Raw genomic sequence first — 20,175 nt, 5'->3', positions numbered from 1 at the left:
GTTGCCATGAGACTGGCGCCTCTTACTACGGTCGGAGTGGGCGGACCCGCCCGGCGCTACGTCGAAGCCACAACGGAGCGGGAGATCATCGACGGCGTCCGTGCCGCGGATGAGGCAGGCGAAGACCTGCTGATTATCGGCGGAGGATCCAACCTCGTGATTGCGGATGAGGGGTATCCGGGAACGGTTCTGCGGATTGCCAGCACCGGCTACGACGTGGATGACGCCGATGCAACCTGCGGCGGCGTCATGGTCACCGCCCGGGCCGGGCAGCCGTGGGACGAGCTGGTGGAGGCCACCGTTCTGCACGCGTGGTCCGGGCTGGAGGCGCTGTCTGGAATCCCCGGTCTGACTGGAGCTACGCCGGTCCAGAACGTGGGAGCCTATGGCGCGGAAGTCTCGCAAACCATTGCGAGTGTGCGGACGTGGGACAGGGAAGCCAACGCGGTTAAGACGTTTGCCAACTCGGACCTCCGATTCGGCTACCGTGACTCCGTCCTGAAGCAGGCAACAACCAACGGGTCACCGCGCTTCGTGGTACTGACGGTCCAGTTCCAGCTGGAACCGAGCCGGATGAGCGCGCCCATTCGTTATGGTGAGCTGGCGCGTTCTCTTGGTGTTGAAGCCGGTGAGCGGGCCAAGGCGAATGATGTACGCAGCGAGGTCCTGCGGCTGCGTGCCTCGAAGGGCATGGTCCTGGATCCGGCCGACCGGGATACGTACAGCACCGGTTCCTTCTTCACCAATCCAATCGTCACTGCCGAAGTGGCCGGCCAACTGCCTGAAACGTCACCCCGGTGGCCCGTGGGCGGCCAGATGAAGCTCAGCGCCGCCTGGCTGATCGACAAGTCCGGCTTCGGCAAGGGCTTCGGGCTTGAGGGCACGGCCAACGGCAGCATGGATGGATATTCCGTCGCCGGAGGCAGGGCGTCGCTGTCCACTAAACACACCTTGGCCATCACGAACCGCGGGAGCGCTACTGCCGAGGATATCGTGGCTATTGCCCGTACGGTCAGGAATGGGGTCCAGGACAAGTTTGGAATCCGGCTCGTTCCCGAACCGCTGCTGATCGGCTGCGCTCTCTGACGCTGGCGTAAGACCGTGCATCACGGCTGTACCCGTAGTGCTTGGTCAAGGGCGCTCCGGAAGTGCAGCAGATCCATCCGGTGGGCCCGGAAGTCCACCAGCCGTTCCCCGCAGATCCAGCGCACCAAACGGTCGCTGTGGCTGATCTGTACCTTGCGGTCTACCCCATGGTTCATCAGCCATTCCGGGGCGAGGAATTCGGGCAGTGCCGCAAGCAGCTCGCCGGCATGCATCAGCCGCGCGAAAGCCGAACCATGCGGCTGGAACTGGCGTTCCAGCTCCAGCAGCTGGCGCTGCTCGGGCGCCACGTAATCCTCGCCGCAGAGGTCCAGGAAGTGCCGGAGATGGATTTCGATCCTGTTGCACCGGTCTACGGTTACCGGCTTCTGGCTCAAGCTGTACCTGAGGAAGAACATCCTGAGCAACTTGTCGACGTTGGGGCTGCCAGTCATGATTCAGCCCTTGCTCTCCGGACTGCTCCCTCTACCTCCAGGACGGCGCAGCTGTGCCAGAAGCGGTCAACGTAGCCGCTCTTGCACAGCCAGCTCATCAGGCGTGCAGTCTGGCTGATTTGGATGCGGCGGTCCGTCGGGTTGCTGTTGAGCCATGGCGGGTCAAGGAAGCCGGGCAGAGCGTAGATGACCTCCTCGGCATAGAACGACCGGCAGAAGGCATCGGAAGGATCCTTGTGCTGTTCCCTGCGGAAATAGGGGAGTTGCTGGGTCTCCAGGATCCGGTGTCCGGATTCTTCCAAATAGCGGTGCAGCTGTGCGTGGACCAGCAGGTAGCGCTCTGCGGTCGCCTCCTGTTTGCAGACGCACGACTGAACCAGAAACTGGTGCAGCAGTTCGCCTGCTGTTGGCGTCTTCATCGAAATAGCCCCTCCCGGCGTGCGGATTCTGATATGCCTTCACGCTATGCCGGGGAATAAAAGGGATCGAACAGGTATTCGAAGTATGTGGACCGCAGTGCTCACGGTCGGGCCTGTGGAGGTACGGTGCCGGCCGGTGGCCCAAAGCCGTGTGGGCATCGCCGTTAACGGCAGCAGTCCGCTTCCCGAAGGAAACGGACTGCTGTAGAGGTTGGAAGGGCGGCTTGGACGCCCATCCGGCTAGAGGTTGCCGGTGGCGATCCGCAGCATGCGGCGCAGCGGTTCGGCCGCACCCCACAGCAGCTGGTCGCCGACAGTGAAGGCGCTGATGTATTCCGGCCCCATTTCAAGCTTCCGGATACGTCCGACCGGAATCTCCAGGGTGCCGCTGACGGCCACGGGGGTCAACTGCTCCATGGTGGCTTCCTTGGTGTTGGGAACCACCTTGGCCCATTCGTTGTCGGCGTCGATCAGCCGTTCGATTTCGTGTACAGGCAGATCTTCCCGGAGCTTTAGCGTCAGCGCTTGGGAGTGCGAGCGCATGGCGCCGATCCGGACGCAGAGCCCGTCGAACGGGATCCGGCTGCCTGCGGCAACGTCGAGGCCAAGAATCTTGTTGGTCTCCGCACCGGCCTTCCACTCTTCCTTGGACTGGCCGTTGCCGAGATCCTTGTCGATCCACGGGATGACCGAACCGGCCAGCGGTACGCCGAACTGGGAGGCATCCAGGTCCGGGTTCCGCTGTTCGGCCAGCACCTTCCGGTCGATCTCCAGGATGGCGGAGGAGGGGTGTGCCAGTTCGTCGGACACTACGGAATTCAGGCTGCCGAACTGGTTGAGCAGTTCGCGCATGTGCCGTGCGCCGCCGCCGGAAGCGGCCTGGTACGTCATGGAGGTGCCCCACTCGACGAGGCCGTTCCTGAACAGGCCGGCGAGGCCCATGAGCATGGCGGAGACGGTGCAGTTGCCGCCGATGTAGTTCTTGACGCCGCGGGCCAGACCCGAGTCGATTACGTCGCGGTTGACGGGATCCAGCACGATGATGGAATCCTGGTCCATCCGCAGGGTGGAGGCCGCGTCAATCCAGAGACCGTCCCAGCCGGCGTCGCGCAGCTTGGGATAGACCTCGGCGGTGTAGTCCCCGCCTTGGGCGGTGACAATAATCGGCAGCTTGGCCAGCGTCTCGATATCGTAGGCATCCTGCAGGGTCCCGGCTCCCTCGGCGAACGCGGGGGCCTGGCCGCCGGCGTTGGACGTAGAGAAGAAGACAGGGTTGATCAGATCAAAATCGCCCTCGTCCTGCATACGCTGCATAAGGACTGAGCCGACCATTCCGCGCCAGCCGATAAGGCCGACTGATTGGACAGTGGAACTTGCTGCGGGAGAAGTCATACGCTCCATTTTAGGCCAGTTTCCGGTCCGACCCCCAAATAGGTGACGTATACCACCATATTGTGGTCGGTCTGTACCTATTATTGTGCGTGTCGTAGTAACTCAACGCGCGTGTTCGACGACCAGGTCCCCGTACTCCGGGAAACGCTCAAGATACGACTGAACATACGTGCACAGCGGAACCATGACCTGCCCTTTGGCCCGCATGTCCGTCAGGATCATCGTGACCAGGGCGCGGGCAAAGCCCCGGCGGCCGTATTTCTCGTCGATGATGGTGTGCTGCAGGGTGATGACGCCGTCGTCGTCTGTCTCGAAGCCTTCGAATCCGATGAACGTATCGCCGCAGTGGAGCTCATAGCGGCCCCGGCTGGAGTCTTGGACCAGAGTGAGGTTCTCGTGTGAAACAGACATGCTTCCTCCTGCGCATTCGACCGGCGGCACTGTTGGCGCCCGTAGTCCGATCCTAGCCACATCGGCGGCCCGGCGGCAGGGCCAATGTACCTGCTACGGATCCTGCGGCCGGAATGGTCCTCAGCGGGCGGGATCCACCTGCTGCGTCCACAACGCGATGCGGTACCGGGTGCCGTTGGAAGAGGTGAGCCAGCCCTCGGCCGGCTCGGCGGCGTCGAAAGTCCATCCTGCCCCCAGCTTTGGAGCGAAGGTGTCGCCATCCGTCTCCAGATCGATCACCGTAACGACGGCGGTGTTCGCCAAAGCGGTGGCGTTGCGGAAGATTTCGCCGCCACCGATAATCCAGACCTCGTCGCTGCCAGGGCTGGCTGCTCCCTCGGCCAGTGCCTGCTCGAGGGACCCGACGGCGACCGCGCCGGAACTGGCCAGCTCTTCCCGCCGTTCCGGGTTGCCGCTAATGACGATATTGGTCCGGCCCGGCAGCGGGCGGAACTTCGCAGGGAAGGAGTCCCACGTCCTGCGGCCCATGATGACCGGATGGCCCTTCGTGGTCCGTTTGAAGTGGGCCAGGTCTTCGGGCAGGTGCCACGGCAAGTCGCCGTCCTTGCCGATCACGCCATTGGAGCTTTGCGCCCAGATCAGGCCCAGTACCGGTTGCTTCCGGTCTGCATGGGTGCCCGAGGGGGTATCGGCGGGGATCATACGGCCACCGGTGCCTTGATAGCGGGATGGTGCTGGTAGTTCAGCAGCTCGAAGTCTTCGAAGTCGTAATCGAAGATGCTCGCCGGCTTCCGCAGTATGCGCAGCTGCGGGTAGGGATACGGTTCGCGGCCCAATTGCTCGGTCACTTGGTCCACGTGGTCGTCGTAGATGTGGACGTCGCCGCCGGTCCAGACAAACTCTCCGGGTTCCAACCCTGCCTGCTGGGCTAGCATCAGCGTCAGCAGTGCATAGGATGCGATATTGAACGGAACGCCCAGGAACATATCGGCGCTGCGCTGGTACAGCTGGCAGGACAGCTTGCCGTCGGCCACGTAGAACTGGAAGAACGCATGGCACGGCGGCAGTGCCATGTTCTTGATCTCGGCCACGTTCCAGGCAGAAACGATGTGCCGGCGCGAGTCCGGGTTGTTTTTCAAACCCTCGACGAGGTCGGCGATCTGGTCGATATGCCCGCCGTCCGGCGTCGGCCAAGAGCGCCACTGCACACCGTAAATGGGGCCCAGCTCGCCGTTCTCGTCCGCCCACTCATTCCAGATTTTCACGCCGCGTTCCTGCAGCCACTTGGCGTTGGAATCACCGCGCAGGAACCAGAGCAACTCCAAGGCGACGGATTTGAAATGCACCCGCTTGGTGGTAATCAGCGGGAAACCTTCGGCCAGATCGAACCGGATCTGCCGGCCGAAAACGCTGCGCGTTCCGGTGCCGGTACGGTCCGATTTCACGGTGCCGGAGGTCATGACCTCACGCAGCAAGTCTTCGTACGGGGTGGGAATGGCATTCACGCTGACCAGTCTAGACCAGGCGGTAGCTGGGTCGAGCCTGGCCAGCGGTGATGCCCAAGAGGTGTGCCTAGACGGAGCCGCCGGCAGTTTCCGGTGCGCCGTAGTCACGGCCCTCATCGCCCACGGATTCGCGGGCCAGGAAGTTCTCGATGTCGAACAGGTTGTCCGCACGCTCCGCGATGGCCAGCAGGGTAGACATCGAAGCGACCTCCTCGACCTGCTCTTTCAGGAACCACAGCATGAACTGCTCGCCCAAGGCATCGGTTTCGGCCCGGGCGGCTGCGAACAGCGCTTCGATCTGGGCCGTGACTTCCTTTTCCTGCTTCAGGGCCAAGCTGATCGGCTCCACCACATTGGCGAAATCATTGTGGACCTGGTTAATCGCCGGAATGGTCACCTTGAGGTCCCGGTCCAGCATGTAGCGAACCAGCATCATGGCGTGGTTGCGCTCCTCGAGCGACTGCCGGTAGAAGTGCTTGGCCAGTTGGGGCAGGTCTTCGTTATCAAACCAGACGGCGATGGCGATGTATTGCTGCGAGGCAGCGAATTCGTTGCCGACCTGGTCCGCGAGAAGTTCGTTGAATGTGCTCATGGAAGCACTCTAGGACCTCGACTGGGACTTGGATAGGCAGGTTAGGCTAGCCAGATTTACCGTGGCCGGGCCCTGCAACGGCCCAACCGCTGGCCGCTCCCCGCACGGGGACGCGTCAGTCGTCGTAGGCGTCGAAGTGTTCCAAGGAGACGATTCTGTTCGGATTCTTGACGCTGATCTGGCAGACGAGCATCGCACCGGGCTTCAGATACGGGTCTCTGGTGGGCAGCTGCTCTGCAAGTTCCTCAGGCAGCCGGTCACGCAGGACCTTGATGACCTGGGGCAGGACCGGCCGGTGGGTGCAGACTGCCGTGGACTTGCGTTTATCCAGCAGATACTCGATGGCCGACCGGGCCTTCTGCGGATTCCGGTGTGCACTGTGCTCCGTGATGGCCTCGACCGAACGGATCTTGCTTTTTTGGGAGTTGGCGTAGGGCGTGATGGTTTGCATGCAGCGCAGCCAGGGGCTGGAAACCACCCGTTTGGGCTGCCAGGACGCGAGCAGGCGGCAGACCGCCAGCGCCTGCCGCAGGCCGGTGGCAGCAAGCGGTCGTTCACCCTCAGCCCGGGTCCAGGACGACCGCGGCTTCGCTTTGGCGTGGCGGACGACGATGAAGGGGTAGGTCTCCAGGTCACCGTTCTCGTAGGCCTTGACCAGAGCAGCCAGCGGTTCCTTATCCGAGGGGTTGCTCAGCAGCTCGGCTGCTTCCTCCGGGGTGCTCCAGCGGACTTGGTCCACTTCCTTGCCGTCCGGTTTGGGTGTCGCCTTGTCCAATTTGGCTGCCCAGTACAGGACTTCCTTCAGTCCCGAGGGTACCTGGTAGTGGATGGTGGGCAGGGGGATGCCAAGCTTCACCCGCACGCCGACTTCTTCCTCAACCTCGCGGACAGCGCACTCGGGATTGGTTTCCCCGCTGTCCAGCTTGCCTTTGGGCCAGGACCAGTCCTTGTACTTCGGGCGATGGATGAGCAACAGCTCCAGGCGGCCCTGGCTGACACGCCAGCACAATGCGCCGGCCGCGGTGACGCTGATTTTAGCGTGGGCTTCGGTCAGGTCCGTTGTCTTCAATTCCGTCATCACCGGCGCGTCACTGCACGTTGGCGCGCGCGCGAAGCCAGCAGCCATGACTGCACGTCGCTGAGCGGGTTGCCCTCGGCATCCTTGTGGTGCCGGGTCCACCGGCCTTGATTGTCCAGATGCCAGCTTGCTGTGCCCGGGTCCATGTACCGGTCCATCAAGGCCACCAGATCAGCGACGTCTTCACTCGAACTGAGCTGCACGAGCGCTTCCACCCGACGGTCCAGGTTCCGGTGCATCATGTCCGCCGATCCGATGAACACCACCGGGTCACCGCCGTTGGCGAAGGCGAACACGCGTGAGTGCTCCAGGAAACGTCCCAATATGGAGCGCACCCGGATGTTGTCGCTCAGGCCGGGCACTCCGGGCCGGACGGCGCAGATGCCGCGGACGATGACGTCCACCTGCACGTCCGCCTGGGATGCGCGGTACAGGGCATCGATAATTGCTTCGTCGACCATCGAGTTGACCTTGATGACCACGCGGGCCCGCAAACCGGCCTTGCGGTTGGTGATTTCCTTCTCGATCCGGTCAATGAGTCCGCTGCGCACCGACCGGGGTGCCACCAACAGCCGTTTGAACGTGGACTTGGGGGCGTAGCCGGAGAGCTGGTTGAACAGCTTGGACAGATCCTCGCCCACTTGGTCGCTGGAGGTCAGCAGGCCCAGGTCCTCGTAGTAGCGGGCGGTGCGGGGGTGGTAGTTGCCGGTGCCGATGTGGCTGTAGCGGCGCAGTCGATCGCCTTCCTGGCGTACCACCAGCGAGAGCTTGCAATGCGTCTTGAGCCCGACAATGCCGTACACCACGTGCACACCTGACTGCTCGAGCTTGCGGGCCCAGTCGATGTTGGCCTGCTCGTCGAAACGGGCCTTGATTTCGACCAGCGCCAGGACCTGCTTGCCTGCCTCCGCGGCGTCGATCAGCGCATCGACGATGGGGGAGTCGCCGGAGGTCCGGTAGAGCGTCTGTTTGATGGCCTGGACCTTGGGATCCGATGCCGCCTGTTCCAGGAAGGCCTGCACCGAGGTGGAGAAGGAGTCGTACGGATGGTGCAGCAGGATGTCCCGGCGGCGCATGGCCGCAAAGACGTTCGCTGCCTTGGACGTTTCGCTTTCGTTCAGGTGGCGGCTGGTATGCGCCAACTGCTTCGGATAGTGCAGGTCACTGCGGTCGATGTCGGAGATAACGCTCAGGCCCCGGAGGTCCAGCGGCGTCGGCAGTGCGTAGACCTCGGACTCCTCCACACCGAGCTCGCGCACCAGCAGTTCGCGGATGCTGGGGTTAATGTCCGTGGTGACTTCGAGCCTGACCGGAGGACCGAAACGGCGGCGCAACAGTTCCTTCTCCAGCGCCTGGAGCAGGTTTTCGGCGTCGTCCTCTTCCACTTCGAGGTCTTCGTTGCGGGTCACCCGGAAGCTGTGGTGTTCCAGGATCTCCATGCCCTGGAACAGCAGGTCCAGGTGCTGGGCGATGACGTCTTCGAGCGGAATGAAGCGGGCCGTCCGCCCGGGTATCGAGCCGGCACGGGGGCCGTCGAGCGAGATCATGCGCGGCAGCTGGTCGGGAACCTTGACGCGGGCAAAGAGCTCCTTGTCGCTGACCGGGTTCCGGACCACTACGGCCAGGTTCAGGGACAGTCCTGAAATGTAGGGGAAGGGATGGGCCGGGTCCACCGCCAGCGGGGTCAGGATCGGGAACACCTTTTCCCGGAACATCTTCGTCAGCCAATCCCGCTCGCCATCCGTGAGCTCTTCCCACCGGACCATGTAGATGTGCTCGTAAGCCAGCTCCGGACGGATAATCTCCGCGAAGATACGGGCATGGCGCACCTGCAGTTTGTGGGCCTCCACCATGATCTGTTCCAGCTGCTCGATCGGGCTGAGCCCGGCAGCGGACGGCACCGCCAGGCCGGCAGCGATGCGCCGCTTCAAACCGGCGACGCGGACCATGAAGAACTCATCCAGATTTGAGGCGAAAATGGAGAGGAAGTTCACTCTCTCCAGCAGGAACAGGTCCGGATCCTCGGCCAGTTCGAGCACCCGGGCGTTGAAGTCCAGCCAGCTTACTTCGCGGTCCAGGAACCGGTCGTCCAGGCTGAAGTTGCCGTCGGGCAGGAGCGAGGGCGCGAATTCCGGGATGTCGATGCGGTCCTGCGTAGCGCGGGCCGGCGCCACTTCCGAGGATCCGAGCCGTACCGGCGCCGGGGTTACCGATTCAGTGGCCATGGCGTCTCCTGTGCTGTTGCTGGGGGAGCCCTCATTGTATGGGGCAGCAGTACCTACAAGATTAACCGCTTTTCAGCTGCCCTCGGTCCCGGCCGGTCCGTACATGACATCGGTATCCCAGCGGGTGAAGCCGAGTTTGCGGTAGAGCGCGACCGCAGCCTCGTTGTCCGCGTCCACGTACAGCATGATCGCCTGCTGCCCCTGTTCGTGCAGATGCTTCATGCCGGCAATGGTCAGGGCCTTGCCCAGCCCGGTGCCCTGTGCCTCGGGGGTGACTCCGACGACGTACACCTCGCCGATGGACGGATGCGTACCCGTACGCGGATGCACCTTGGTCCAGTGGAAGCCCAGCAGGGCGCCGTCGTTGTTCCGCACCGCGAGCAGGAAACCTGCGGGATCAAACCAGTCTTCCGCCATCCGTGCCTGCAGGTCTGCGAGGGTTGTGGACCCCTGCTCCGGGTGGTGCGCAAAGGCCGCGGCGTTGGCCGCCAGCCAGGCCTGCTCATCCCGGCCGGGAACGAAGGCGCGGATCGAAACCCCGTCCGGAAGCACGACGTCGGGCAGCTGCGGCACGTGCGTCAGCCGCATGCGCCAGAGCTCGCGCACCGGGGCGAAGCCGAACCGGCCGGCCAGTTTCGCGGCTCCCTCGTGGTCGCCGTGGGACCAGGCCTTCAACGCAGGCAGTTCCGTGTGTTCCTGCAGGGCGGTGACCAGCCCGGTGCCTACGCCTTGGTTGCGGTACGTCGGATGCACCACCAGTTCCAGGACCCCGTTGGATTCGCCGTGTGCCGGCAGATTAACGACGGCGACGCCGGCCAGCGATGTGGCCGTGGACGGGTCGGAGCGTTCCTCGCCGGCATAGGAGGCGAGCACCAGCAGATTGTCGGGGTCCACGGATTTCAGATTGACCCAGGTCTGTTCCGACAGCGGCGGGTTGCCGTCCGCCTCCGCGGCTGCATCGGTCAGCGCGCGGATGTCGCCGAGCACCTCCGGATCCGGCGAGCCCTTAATGCTCAATACGGGCCATTCAGCAGAAGTCTGTGCACTCATGCCTTCAGCGTAACCCGCGTGCCGTGGCTGCGGGAGGAACCTTTACGCGGATTGCTCCAGGTCCGCGGCGTTGGGCTCCGGGCTGCGCGCCAGCGTGAACCGGTAGCCCACGTTGCGCACGGTCCCGATGAGCTGTTCATGGTCCGAGCCGAGCTTGGCCCGCAGCCGCCGCACATGGACATCCACGGTGCGGGTGCCGCCGTAATAGTCATAACCCCAGACCTCATGGAGCAACTGGTCGCGGGTGAACACCCGGCCCGGGTGCTGGGCCAGGTATTTGAGCAGCTCGAACTCTTTGTAGGTGAGGTTCAGCGGCGTCCCGCCCACGCGGGCCGTGTAGCTGGCCTCATCAATAACGACGCCGGAGGCATGGATTTCGCTGTTGGCCTCCTCGTCATGCTGGTTGGCCCGGGCGATGGCCAGGCGCAGCCGTGCCTCCACTTCGGCCGGACCCGCGCTGTCGAGCAGGACATCGTCCGCGAGCCAGTTTGCCGAGACGGCGGCCATGCCGCCTTCGGTCAGGATCAGCATCAGGGGTGCGGTCAGGCCGGTGGCCTTGAGCAGCTGGGTCAGGGACCGGGCACCCACCAGGTCCTTACGGGCGTCAATCATCACCACATCGGAGGGATCGGTCTCCAGCAGCGCGGTCGGTTCCGCGGGCAGGACATGCACCTTGTGGTTGAGCAGCTCGAGGGCAGGGAGGACGCCAACGGAAGGGCCCGGGGCGTTGGTCAAGAGCAGAATGTGCGGCATGTTTTCCTCCAGGGATCATTTAGGCGCACATCATCGGGCGAACGCCCGGCAGGAACCTGCCTGAGACCGTGGGAGTTGCCGGACGGTTGCGCATAAGTATAACGCCGCGGTGGTCCGCGTCACCGTGTTCTCGCACTCATTCTTGAGATAAGGCAGGATGACAAGGGTGAGAATCTGGATGGTGGCGGTCGCTTCAGCCGCAGTGTTGTGTGCCCTAGTGGGTGCCTCCTATTGGTCGCAGACGGCTGTTGTCGTGGTGGCCTGCGTGGGAGTCCTGCTCGTTGGCATCGGCTGGCCGCAACTGCTCGGCGTGCCCGCCAAGAAGACGCTGGCAACCGTTATCTCGCTGGGCGGTATTGCCGCTGTCCTGCTTTCCGCCGTTGCGCCCACCGGGATGTCGATGGCGTGGTCGGTGGTGGTGGTCGCGCTTGGCGTGATGGCCGTCTTCCTGGTCCAGTTGGTCCGTGGAACGGGACAGCCCCACCGGCTTGAATCCACCTTCGGCGCGAGCACGGGCCTGGTCCTGGCGACCCTCGGCGCGGGCTGGGTGGCGGCGGAGCGCCTGGCCGCCAACTCCGCGAATTCGGGCATGATGCTCATCACCGGCGTGAGCATGCTGGTGGCCATCGGCGTGTGTGTGCTGCCCTGGCCCGACCGGCTCGTGGCGCCGCTCGGCGTCGTACTCGCAACGCTGGCAGCGCCGCTCGGCGCCGCGCTGAGTTCGAGCATTTCGCTCCTGCCGGCCGCGGTGGTGGGTGCGCTCGGCGGCACGGTCATTGTCTGCTTCCGCCGGCTGGTCCTCGCCGACGGCGGGCCGCGCAAAATCCCGGCCATCCTCGCCATCGGGTCGGCCCCGATCATGGCCTCGGGAGCGCTGGTGTACTTCCTCGAAAAGCTGCTGCTCCACTGATCCACGCCCCGCAGTCACGGGTTGACCGACGTCACACGGCGCGGTGCGTAACGCGGCGGCACCACCGGCGGCCGCCGGTTAGTATGGAGGCATGTCGCATCTAGCACTTGAGATTTTCTTCATTAGCCTGCTCGTTGTCGCCGGTCTGTCCATGGCCTGGTTCGCCGGTCTGGTGGTCTGGCGCCTGTTCAAGGGCCAGAAGTAAAGGTTTCCCCTTCAAGCCATGGCCATGGAAATACCTACTGACCTGACACCGGAAATCGTTCCGCTGTCCTGGCTTCTGGGTACCTGGGAGGGGTCGGGGCGGCTTGGCGCCGGTGACGAGGGATCGGAACATTTCTTCCAATCCGCCACGTTCAAGCACAATGGCTTGCCGTTCCTGCAGTACACCGCGGAAAGCTGGCTCACGGACGAGGACGGGACCAAGCTGCGTCCGCTGACCGTGGAAACAGGCTTCTGGGCGTTGGAACGCAAACTCAACGACGCCGACGTCGGACCGGGCCTGATCCCAGCCGATATTGTCCCCGCGATGAAGTCGGCGGACGAGGTCGAAGAACTCCGCAACGGCAACGGCGGCTTTGATATCACGGCCACCATCGTCCACCCGGGCGGCATTTCCGAGCTGTACTACGGCCAGATCAAGGGTCCGCAGATCCAGTTGGCCACGGACATGGTCATGCGTGGTTCCCAGTCCAAGGAATACAACGCCGCTACCCGGATCTTCGGCTTGGTCAACGGGGACCTGTTCTGGCGCTGGGACGTCGCCGCCGCCCAGGGCAAAGAGCTCGAAGCCCACGCCTCGGCGATCCTCAAAAAGGTCTCCTGACCATCCCTCGTCCCGCCGGCACCGACGCCGCGGGGAATACCGCAGCCGTTAGGACGTTGACGCTGGTATGACTTATCAAAGCCCTCTGTTGTCCCGTCCCGGTGCCGTCGAGGCCACCGCCCCCGATGCCGGCGTTGCCGCCCACTACGGGGACCCAATGCGCGAGCAGCGGCTGCTCGCACGCGGCGAGGCCCTTGCCGATCTGTCCCACCGCGGTGTTGTCACCATTACCGGACCCGACCGTCTGAGCTGGCTCAATACCTTGTCCTCCCAGCTGCTGCTCGGGCTCAAACCGGGGGAGTCCAGCGAAGCCCTGCTGTTGACCGTCCAGGGCCGGATCGAATACGACGCCCGCGTGGTCGACGACGGCGAAACAACATGGCTCATCGTCGAGGCCTTCGAAGCCGAAGGCCTCGCCGAGTGGCTGAACAAAATGAAATTCATGCTCCGCGTGGAGATTGCGGACGTCTCGGCACAGTGGGCTGTTGTCGGGGCAGCGAAGGCTGTAGCCGGTTTTGAGGACCGGCTTGTGTGGCGGGACCCGTGGCCGAAGATCGGCGCGGGTGGCTTCGCCTACACAAGGATCGAAGAGCCGCAGCACCCGGGCCTGGACCGGACCTGGTTTGAATACCTGGTCCCCACTGCGGAACTCGAAGCGGCAGTGGACGGCAAGGAACTGGCAGGCATATTGGCCGTGGAAGCCCTGCGCATTGCCGCGTGGCGGCCGCGTTTCGGGACCGAGACCGACGAAAAGACCATCCCGCACGAACTGGACCTGATGCGCACCGCCGTGCATATGGACAAGGGCTGCTACAAGGGCCAGGAGACCATTGCCCGGGTCCACAACCTGGGCCACCCCCCGCGCCGCCTCGTGTTCCTGCAACTAGACGGTACGCAGCACACCCTCCCCGCCGCCGGCAGCGAAGTCCGGCTCGCGGACCGCAAGGTCGGGACGGTAACGTCCGCAGCCCTCCACTATGAGATGGGCCCGGTGGCGCTGGCAGTCATCAAGCGCTCCGTCGACCCGGAAACACAGCTGCTCGTGGCAGATGAGGACACGCTGTACGACGCCGCCCAGGAGGTCATCGTGGCTCCGGACGCCGGCTCGGTGGTAGGCCGGCCAAAGGGACTGTTGCGCGGCGGGCCCCGCTGATCCTAGCTGCAGGCAGGGGCGGGATTCAGCCCTGGCCGCCTGCCTGCAGGTAGGCAGAGGTCTGCGTGCCGGATTCGATGAAGCCCAGCGCCTGCGCGGTGGCCCGCGAGGCCTCGTTGGTTTCGTGGCAGCGCCACTGCGGGATCAGTCCAGCCGTGAGAGCCTCATGGCCGGCTATGGCCCCGATCAAGGTTCCGATACCGCGCTGGCGGTATCTCGGCGCGGTCAGCACACCGATATGGCCCAGGATCTGCTGCCACTCCTTGTAGCCGGAGCCGGCTATCGGTTCGGTTCCATTGACCAGGACAAAGGACTTGTCCATCGCGGACAGGGCCACCTCGTGGATGTCATCCGGCGGGCACAGCGCCTCCAGCCGTGAGGCGTCCTGAACAGCCGTCGAAACCATGACGTCTTCGTCCGGCTGGACCACGGGGAGGTCATCGGCGAAGTACAGCTGGGACTTGCCCAGACCGTGGCCGCCTTGGCCTTTGGTCAGCTGGAGCAGCGTCTGGTACTCGGCCAGCTCGGCGTCGGAATGGCCTGCCGCGGCCTCAACAGCCCATTCCGGACCGACCAGCGCCGATCGGCCGAACAGCCGCACAAAGGTGAGGGTGTCGGCGTCGTTATCTATCCGGGTCAACCGGCCCGACGGCGACGCGAAGGCGGAATCCTCAAAGCCGAGCATCCGCGCCCAGGCCAGCATCACGATATCCGCGGTGCCTGAGTCCAGTTTCATGGTTGCCGCCCTACTCCGACGCAGTTCCACACCGGCTCAGCCAAAGAGGACTGCCGCCTCGTCGTAGCGGTGCTGCGGCACGGTTTTGAGGTTACCCAGCGCCTCTTGAAACGGAACAACGACGACGTTGGTACCGTGCAAGGAAACCATGGTTCCCCAGCGCTTGTCCGAGACGGCGTCGACTGCAACCATGCCGAGCCGGGTGGCCAGGACGCGGTCATAGGCGGAGGGGACGCCGCCGCGCTGGATGTGCCCCAAGGTCGCGGCCCGGGTCTCGATTCCGGTCAGGGCCTCGATTTCCGGCGCGAGGTGTTCACCGATGCCGCCCAGCCGGGGACGCCCGGAAGCATCAGTGCCGCGTTCGGCCCACGGCTCGGCGTCGCCTTCCGGAACCCAGCCTTCGGCCACCACTACCAAGGGGGCGCGGCCGCGGTCGTGAGCCTCGCGGACCCACTCGGCGACCTGGGTCGTGGTCACCTTCTGCTCCGGGATGAGGATGGCATGGGCGCCGGAAGCCATGCCGGCGTGCAGGGCAATCCAACCGACGTGGCGGCCCATGACCTCGGCGATCATGCACCGGTGGTGCGATTCGCCGGTGGTGCGCAGCCGGTCGATGGCCTCGGTGGCGATCTGGACGGCCGTGTCGAAACCGAACGAGTAGTCCGTGGCGTCAAGGTCGTTGTCGATGGTCTTCGGGACACCGATGATCGGCAGGCCCGCGTCCGTCAACTCGCGGGCGCCGGCCAGCGTTCCTTCGCCGCCGATGGCGATGAGTGCATCCACGCCGAGCCGGTCGAGCGTGGCCGCGATCTTCTCCGGACCGCCGTTGGGCCCGTCATAGGGATTGGTTCGGGAGGTGCCCAGGATGGTTCCGCCCTGTTTGGAAATGCCGCGCACCCGATGGCGGGGCAGCTCGATAAAGTCGCCCTCGACCACACCCCGCCAGCCATCGAGGAAGCCGACGAACTCGTGGTCATATGACTTGATGCCCTTGAGCACAACGCCGCGGATCACCGCGTTCAGGCCGGGGCAGTCGCCGCCGCTGGTCATGATGCCGATTTTCACTCAGGTCCAACTTTCGTCGCGAGAATTGCCGAATCGTCTCCAGAGCGCACCGTCGGGCTCCCTTCGATTCTAGGCACCTCCACCCGTGAGGGCACCCCTGACGCTGCATACGCCTGCCGCAGAACCCAAAAAAACGCCGCGCGGGAACAGTAGAAGGTCCCCGCGTGCATCTCGCGGGGACCTTCAGCCGGCCGTAGTGCGGCAGGAGCTGGCGGCAAAAGCCAGCGGCAAAAGCCAGCGGCAATGCCGGCGGCAATGCCGGCGGCAGCAGCCGGCGATGGGTGCGCTCAGCGGCGGCGAATGCCCTTGCCCTGGAGCAACCTCTCCAACGCGATGCTGCCGTCGTATTTGGGCAGCAGCAGCCAGGCCACCAGATAGGCGGCGACGCCTATGCCTGGAAAGAGGAAGAGCAACAGGGTGGCGATGCGGACCACTGTGGCGTCCCAGCCGAACTTTTCGGCAATGCCGCCGCAGACGCCGCCTACCCAGCGGTTGGGGCCGCGGCGGACCGGGATGGAACGGAGGGTTTTGTAAAGGGTGTCCATGGGTTCAATGCTTTCGTGTTTGGGACTGATTGTCACTTGTCGTCCGCGTCGGCCGTATTGTCCTTGTTGCGCAGCATGCTCCAGATGCCCCCGGCCACCAGCGCGATGCCGGAGCCGATCAGCAGGACAATCAGGACGTGGCCGACATTGAAGCTGATATCCCAGAGCACGCTGAGCAGGACCAGCAGGCCCACTGCTATCGCGATCAGGCCCCAAACAATGGTGCCCGTGCTCGGGCCGGTGATGCCGTCGTCGTTGGCTTCAGTGCTCATTGCGATCCTTCCCTTCCCTGCGCTTCAACAATGTCCACATCGCTGGCTGCGCCCTTGATCTGCAGAATGATGTCCGGCCCGGAGCCGTCGTCGTTAATGATGAAGGACCCCGGCTGCCACATGCCCGCGGTCTGCCGGCTTTGGCCGCCCGCCTCGTATTCAACGTTGCCCATGGCCATGGCGGCTTGGACTTCTACCGGAACGTCCTCGGGCACAATCACCGTCACGGACGCGGCAGCCGCGTTCACCGGCACGACCACGGGGCCGCCGAAGGTACTGGCGGTGACACCCGTCAGATCCACCGTTCCGTTGCCGGCCACAATGCTGTAGCCCTCGCTGGCCGGTGCGCCCGATTCGGCGGTCCAGGTGGTGTTCGTGCCGAGGGCATAGTTGGCGGTCTGCCACTGCACGCCGGCGGCAAAGACCAGCGAGAGAACGACGCCGACGGCTGCCAGGAATCCGAGGATGCCGGAGGTGCGGCCGCGGATGCCTAGAACCACGATGCCCAGGCCGATGCACAACAGTGCGGCCGCTGTGGCTACCGGCAGCCAGGCGCCGCCCAAGGCAATGTAGCCCAGCTGGTTCAGGGCCAGCAGGATGCCGCCCGCCAGCAGCGCTGCTCCCAGCGTGAGGGCGATATCGGCACCGGAGGGACCGCGGCGCCGGGGCTTCGGCGGGACCGGAGGACGAACCGGCCGGGGGGTGTAGGCCGGCCACTGCTGTTCCGCTGCCGGCTGGGATCCCATGTGGGATCCCATGGTGTAGGGGTCTTCGCTGGCAGCAGCGGTGTGCTGCCGGTCAAGCGGACCGAGCGGGATGGTCGGATCCTGGTCCTGTCCGGCCGCGCGGTCATTGGGCGGGCCATAGGCGGCACCGGCAGCCGGGCCATAAGCCGGCGGAACCGGCGCTCCGGGAGTGCCAGGGGCGGCGAAGCCCTGCGGCGCAGGTCCGTACGGGCCGTAAGCCGGCGGCGGTGTGCTGCGGTTGCGGGTAGCGAGCCAGTAGATGAAATAGACAATGGCACCTAGCCAGATCACCGCCCAGAGGAAGCCGCCGAAGTCCCAGCCCTCGGAGAAGAAGCCGAAGGGCCATGCGAACAGCCCGAGGACGGTGACGATCAGTGCTCCGGTCATGCCTGAGGTCCAGCGGCCCCGGCCGGCTTCTTCGGCATGGATCCTGCCATCCGGTTCCGGCAGCAGCGCCCACGCGAGGCCGTACAGCAGCACGCCGATGCCGCCAAAAATGAATAGCAGCACGAAGATGCCGCGGACCAGAATCGGGTCGAGCCCGATTCGGTGGGCGATGCCGGAGGCCACGCCACCGATCCAGCGGTCCTGTCCGCGGGGCGTGCCCAGGCGGCGGAACCAGTCGAAGAAGCTGTTGCTGCCGGACGGCTGTGGGGGCAGGTAAGGAGGAGGCGTCGGCGAATCCTTACCGCGGGCGTCCTCGTCGCCGGGAAGGCCGGTAGAGCCTTCCGGGCGGGACGGTTCAGAGGGGTGTGAGGTCATAGTTTGATCATTCCAAGCCGCGCCGGTTGATTCTATGGGGGGCTACCCTGAAGCTTCCCTGACCGATGGCTGAGGGGCCCTGAGATCCGCGCGGATTGGTTCAGACCCGAGGCCGGGCGTGCTTGGATTGACCTATGTACGCTCCTCTTGTCCGTCCCGCCGACCGCATTATTGCGGGCGTCTGCTCCGGGCTGGCAGCCCATCTGGGGCTTTCGGTCAAGGTGATCAGGATTTCGATGGTCGTGCTCACCCTGGCCAGCGGCGCCGGGCTGTTGCTCTATGCCTGGCTATGGCTATTGGTTCCGACGGCGGACGAGGCGGCCCGGGCCGAAAACGCGGCCTTCAACCCGCGCAACATCGCCGGGAACTTCGCCCGCAATTTCGGCGGACCGAGGCCAGCGGGGATTCCAGCGCCGCCCGGGCCGCAACCGGGAACCGGCGCGCCGCCTCAACGCCCGGCCGACAATCCGGCTGCCACAGCCGCTGCCGCGGGTCCCACCGGCCGGACCCGCACCGCCGAACTGATGCAGCGTGGCGGCTGGGAAATCGCGGTCGGCGCCGCGCTGGTCCTGGCCGGCGGAGCCTTCATCGCCCAGTTGGCAGGCTTCAACGTACCGTGGGAAACCTGGCTGCCCATGCTCGCCATCGTCACCGGGGCCGTGCTGGCCTGGATGCAGCTGGATAACTCCAGGCGCAACGGCATCATGGACCGTGCCGGGGCCACCGGCGCGCAGGGTGTAGTACGGCTCATCGCGGGCCTCGTTTTCGTGGTGGCCGGCATTTTCATCCTGATCTCCGGCTCCATCAGCTGGGACGTGATGTGGCCGACGCTGCTGGCCACGCTGGCGGTCCTGGCCGGCGTCGGACTGGTCCTGGCCCCGTGGGTCGTCAAGTACTGGACTGATCTCGAAGCGGAACGCTCCGGCAGGATCCGGGAGACGGAACGGGCCGAAATCGCGGCGCACCTGCACGATTCGGTGCTGCAGACGCTGGCCCTGATCCAGAACCGGGCCGCCTCGGAACAGGACGTCACGCGGCTGGCCCGAGCCCAGGAACGCGAACTGCGCGAATGGCTGTACCGGGACAAACGCAGGGAAGAAGGCAACCTGGTGGACCGGATCAAAGCCGTCGCGGCGGAAATCGAGGACGCTTACGGGCAGCCGATCGACGTGGTGGCGGTGGGCGATGCACCGATGACGGAACAGTACGAAGCCCTGATCCATGCCACCCGGGAAGCTATGCAGAACGCGGCCAAGCACGCCGGCGGCAGCATCTCCGTCTACCTGGAAAAGACACGGGGCAGCACGGACGTCTTCGTCCGCGACCGCGGGCCGGGATTCGAGCTTGCCAATGTGCCCGCCGACCGGTTGGGCGTCCGGGAATCATTGATCCGCCGGATGCAGCGCCACGGCGGCGAGGCACGTATCCGCAACACCGGAAACGGCACCGAAGTACATTTGAGCCTGAAGCATCCTGAGGAAGGAAACCACTCATGACCGACCCCATCCGCATCGTCGTGGTCGATGACCACGCCATCTTCAGATCGGGGCTGAAGGCAGACCTGGACTCCAGGATCGACGTCGCAGCGGAGGCTGCAACCGTGGAGGAAGCCATCGCCGTCATCCATGAGGTGAGGCCCGCCGTCGTTCTTCTTGATGTGCATCTGCCCGGCGGCCGCGGCGGCGGGGGCGCCGAAGTGGTTGCCGGCTGCGCGGATCTGCTGGCCACCACCCGGTTCCTGGCACTGAGTGTTTCGGACTCCGCCGAGGACGTTGTGACCGTTATCCGCGCCGGTGCGCGCGGCTATGTCACGAAGACCTTTTCCGGAGCGGAGATTTCGGATGCGGTGGTCCGGGTGGCCGGGGGAGATGCGGCCTTCTCCCCGAGGCTGGCCGGATTCGTGCTTGATGCCTTCGGCACTGCCGCCGTTGCTTCCGTTGACGACGAACTGGACAAGCTCTCGGCCCGTGAGCTGGAGGTCATGCGGCTGATCGCCCGTGGCTACAGCTATAAGGAGGTGGCCAAGGAACTGTTCATCTCCATCAAGACCGTGGAAACCCATGTGTCGGCGGTGCTGCGCAAACTTCAGCTGTCCTCGCGCCACGAGCTGACCCGTTGGGCCGTGGACCGCCGGATTCTTTAAACCGCCGGATTCTCTGAACGGGGTTAACAGACGGGGTGCCGGCTTCCCGAAGGA

General features: G+C 64.8%; 22 protein-coding genes. 6 read left to right on the top strand and 16 right to left on the bottom strand.

The window, feature by feature from the left end:
- Positions 1-6: 6 nt before the first annotated feature.
- Positions 7-1,086: a UDP-N-acetylmuramate dehydrogenase gene (locus B0G38_RS06575; RefSeq protein WP_264668687.1), complete on the top strand. Its 1,080-nt coding sequence runs from the start codon at positions 7-9 to the stop codon at positions 1,084-1,086.
- Between the two features lie 20 nt (positions 1,087-1,106).
- On the opposite strand, the gene B0G38_RS06570 is transcribed toward B0G38_RS06575, so the two are convergent.
- The 11 genes from B0G38_RS06570 to B0G38_RS06520 form a co-directional block, all read right to left on the bottom strand.
- Positions 1,107-1,538 carry a hypothetical protein gene (locus B0G38_RS06570; protein ID WP_264668686.1) on the bottom strand — a complete coding sequence of 144 codons (432 nt, stop codon included), beginning with the start codon at positions 1,536-1,538 and terminating at the stop codon, positions 1,107-1,109.
- Entirely contained in the window at positions 1,535-1,957 is a 423-nt protein-coding gene (locus tag B0G38_RS06565; RefSeq protein ID WP_264668685.1) for a hypothetical protein, read from the bottom strand. Before B0G38_RS06565 ends, B0G38_RS06570 begins: the two co-directional genes overlap by 4 nt.
- A 240-nt stretch (positions 1,958-2,197) precedes the next feature.
- The gene (asd, locus tag B0G38_RS06560; protein WP_264668684.1) at positions 2,198-3,349 is read right to left on the bottom strand and encodes an aspartate-semialdehyde dehydrogenase; all 1,152 of its coding nucleotides are present in this window, start codon (positions 3,347-3,349) and stop codon (positions 2,198-2,200) included.
- A gap of 102 nt (positions 3,350-3,451) precedes the next feature.
- Positions 3,452-3,760 (bottom strand): GNAT family N-acetyltransferase, encoded by a 309-nt coding sequence (locus B0G38_RS06555; RefSeq protein ID WP_169993321.1) that lies wholly within the window; start codon positions 3,758-3,760, stop codon positions 3,452-3,454.
- A gap of 120 nt (positions 3,761-3,880) precedes the next feature.
- A complete protein-coding gene (locus B0G38_RS06550; RefSeq protein WP_264668683.1) occupies positions 3,881-4,462 on the bottom strand; it encodes a dihydrofolate reductase in 582 nt (193 codons plus the stop codon).
- The gene (locus B0G38_RS06545; RefSeq protein ID WP_264668831.1) at positions 4,459-5,220 is read right to left on the bottom strand and encodes a thymidylate synthase; all 762 of its coding nucleotides are present in this window, start codon (positions 5,218-5,220) and stop codon (positions 4,459-4,461) included. The genes B0G38_RS06550 and B0G38_RS06545 overlap by 4 nt, the downstream gene beginning before the upstream one ends.
- Before the next feature lie 112 nt (positions 5,221-5,332).
- A complete protein-coding gene (locus B0G38_RS06540) occupies positions 5,333-5,857 on the bottom strand; it encodes a ferritin (protein WP_264668682.1) in 525 nt (174 codons plus the stop codon).
- A gap of 115 nt (positions 5,858-5,972) precedes the next feature.
- On the bottom strand, positions 5,973-6,935 hold the full coding sequence (locus tag B0G38_RS06535; protein ID WP_264668681.1) for an NUDIX hydrolase: 963 nt from the start codon (positions 6,933-6,935) through the stop codon (positions 5,973-5,975).
- Entirely contained in the window at positions 6,935-9,160 is a 2,226-nt protein-coding gene (locus tag B0G38_RS06530; RefSeq protein ID WP_264668680.1) for an RNA degradosome polyphosphate kinase, read from the bottom strand. The genes B0G38_RS06535 and B0G38_RS06530 overlap by 1 nt, the downstream gene beginning before the upstream one ends.
- Before the next feature lie 72 nt (positions 9,161-9,232).
- Positions 9,233-10,210, bottom strand: a complete 978-nt coding sequence (gene mshD / locus B0G38_RS06525; protein ID WP_264668679.1) for a mycothiol synthase — start codon at positions 10,208-10,210, stop codon at positions 9,233-9,235.
- A gap of 42 nt (positions 10,211-10,252) precedes the next feature.
- On the bottom strand, positions 10,253-10,963 hold the full coding sequence (locus B0G38_RS06520) for a winged helix-turn-helix transcriptional regulator (RefSeq protein ID WP_169993309.1): 711 nt from the start codon (positions 10,961-10,963) through the stop codon (positions 10,253-10,255).
- Between the two features lie 166 nt (positions 10,964-11,129).
- Between B0G38_RS06520 and B0G38_RS06515 the strand changes: the two genes are divergently transcribed.
- The 3 genes from B0G38_RS06515 to ygfZ all read left to right on the top strand — a co-directional run bounded on the left by B0G38_RS06515 (position 11,130) and on the right by ygfZ (position 13,852).
- On the top strand, positions 11,130-11,873 hold the full coding sequence (locus B0G38_RS06515) for a hypothetical protein (protein ID WP_264668678.1): 744 nt from the start codon (positions 11,130-11,132) through the stop codon (positions 11,871-11,873).
- 223 nt (positions 11,874-12,096) lie between these two features.
- Positions 12,097-12,699: a nitrobindin family protein gene (locus tag B0G38_RS06510; RefSeq protein WP_264668677.1), complete on the top strand. Its 603-nt coding sequence runs from the start codon at positions 12,097-12,099 to the stop codon at positions 12,697-12,699.
- Between the two features lie 67 nt (positions 12,700-12,766).
- Complete coding sequence (gene ygfZ / locus B0G38_RS06505) at positions 12,767-13,852, top strand: CAF17-like 4Fe-4S cluster assembly/insertion protein YgfZ (RefSeq protein WP_264668676.1); 1,086 nt, start codon at positions 12,767-12,769, stop codon at positions 13,850-13,852.
- Between the two features lie 25 nt (positions 13,853-13,877).
- Here ygfZ and B0G38_RS06500 read toward each other — a convergent pair whose 3' ends face one another.
- From B0G38_RS06500 to B0G38_RS06480, 5 genes are all read right to left on the bottom strand, one after another.
- Complete coding sequence (locus B0G38_RS06500; protein ID WP_264668675.1) at positions 13,878-14,588, bottom strand: GNAT family N-acetyltransferase; 711 nt, start codon at positions 14,586-14,588, stop codon at positions 13,878-13,880.
- 36 nt (positions 14,589-14,624) lie between these two features.
- On the bottom strand, positions 14,625-15,653 hold the full coding sequence (locus B0G38_RS06495) for a 6-phosphofructokinase (RefSeq protein WP_264668674.1): 1,029 nt from the start codon (positions 15,651-15,653) through the stop codon (positions 14,625-14,627).
- 287 nt (positions 15,654-15,940) lie between these two features.
- A complete protein-coding gene (locus B0G38_RS06490) occupies positions 15,941-16,198 on the bottom strand; it encodes a PspC domain-containing protein (protein WP_264668673.1) in 258 nt (85 codons plus the stop codon).
- A gap of 32 nt (positions 16,199-16,230) precedes the next feature.
- The gene (locus tag B0G38_RS06485) at positions 16,231-16,470 is read right to left on the bottom strand and encodes a hypothetical protein (RefSeq protein ID WP_264668672.1); all 240 of its coding nucleotides are present in this window, start codon (positions 16,468-16,470) and stop codon (positions 16,231-16,233) included.
- Positions 16,467-17,978 (bottom strand): PspC domain-containing protein, encoded by a 1,512-nt coding sequence (locus B0G38_RS06480; RefSeq protein WP_264668671.1) that lies wholly within the window; start codon positions 17,976-17,978, stop codon positions 16,467-16,469. Before B0G38_RS06480 ends, B0G38_RS06485 begins: the two co-directional genes overlap by 4 nt.
- Positions 17,979-18,112: 134 nt before the next feature.
- Here B0G38_RS06480 and B0G38_RS06475 point away from each other — a divergent pair, with 134 nt between their 5' ends.
- The gene (locus tag B0G38_RS06475; protein ID WP_264668670.1) at positions 18,113-19,474 is read left to right on the top strand and encodes an ATP-binding protein; all 1,362 of its coding nucleotides are present in this window, start codon (positions 18,113-18,115) and stop codon (positions 19,472-19,474) included.
- Entirely contained in the window at positions 19,471-20,121 is a 651-nt protein-coding gene (locus tag B0G38_RS06470) for a LuxR C-terminal-related transcriptional regulator (protein ID WP_264668669.1), read from the top strand. Before B0G38_RS06475 ends, B0G38_RS06470 begins: the two co-directional genes overlap by 4 nt.
- The last annotated feature ends 54 nt before the right edge of the window (positions 20,122-20,175 follow it).

This window comes from Crystallibacter permensis (assembly GCF_025960875.1).
GTDB lineage: Bacteria > Actinomycetota > Actinomycetes > Actinomycetales > Micrococcaceae > Crystallibacter > Crystallibacter permensis.
The sequence above is the reverse complement of the archived record's forward strand: the minus strand, read 5'-3'. Positions and strand labels throughout refer to the sequence as shown.